This window comes from Pantoea sp. SIMBA_079 (assembly GCF_046940275.1).
GTDB lineage: Bacteria > Pseudomonadota > Gammaproteobacteria > Enterobacterales > Enterobacteriaceae > Pantoea > Pantoea borealis.
This window is the reverse complement of the sequence record NZ_JAWRYR010000901.1, coordinates 1-237: the sequence shown is the minus strand read 5'-3', so window position 1 is coordinate 237 and position 237 is coordinate 1. Positions and strand designations below refer to the sequence as shown.

General features: G+C 74.3%; 1 protein-coding gene. It reads right to left on the bottom strand.

Annotated features, from left to right (window positions below; all coding sequences use genetic code 11):
- On the bottom strand, nt 1-237 hold a 237-nt coding region (locus tag SB719_RS22550; protein ID WP_412160091.1), incomplete at both ends, for an AlkA N-terminal domain-containing protein.

The window sequence follows — 237 nt, the reverse complement described above, 5'->3', positions numbered from 1 at the left end:
GCGCATCCTGCGCCAGATGCGCGGCGATGGTGTCGGGATCGGCGTCGAGATCGAACATCCGGCGCACGCGCTGCACGGTGTCCTGCAGGCGCGATGGCGGGCAGCCGTGCAGCTCGAGGCGCAGCGCATGCGGCGGGGGTTCGCCGCGCGCGGCCGGCCACGCGCCGACCCGTAGCCAGCCCGGCGCATCGGCCGTGCCGATGACGCGCGTGTAGTGGTCGTCCTCGACGCGTTCGA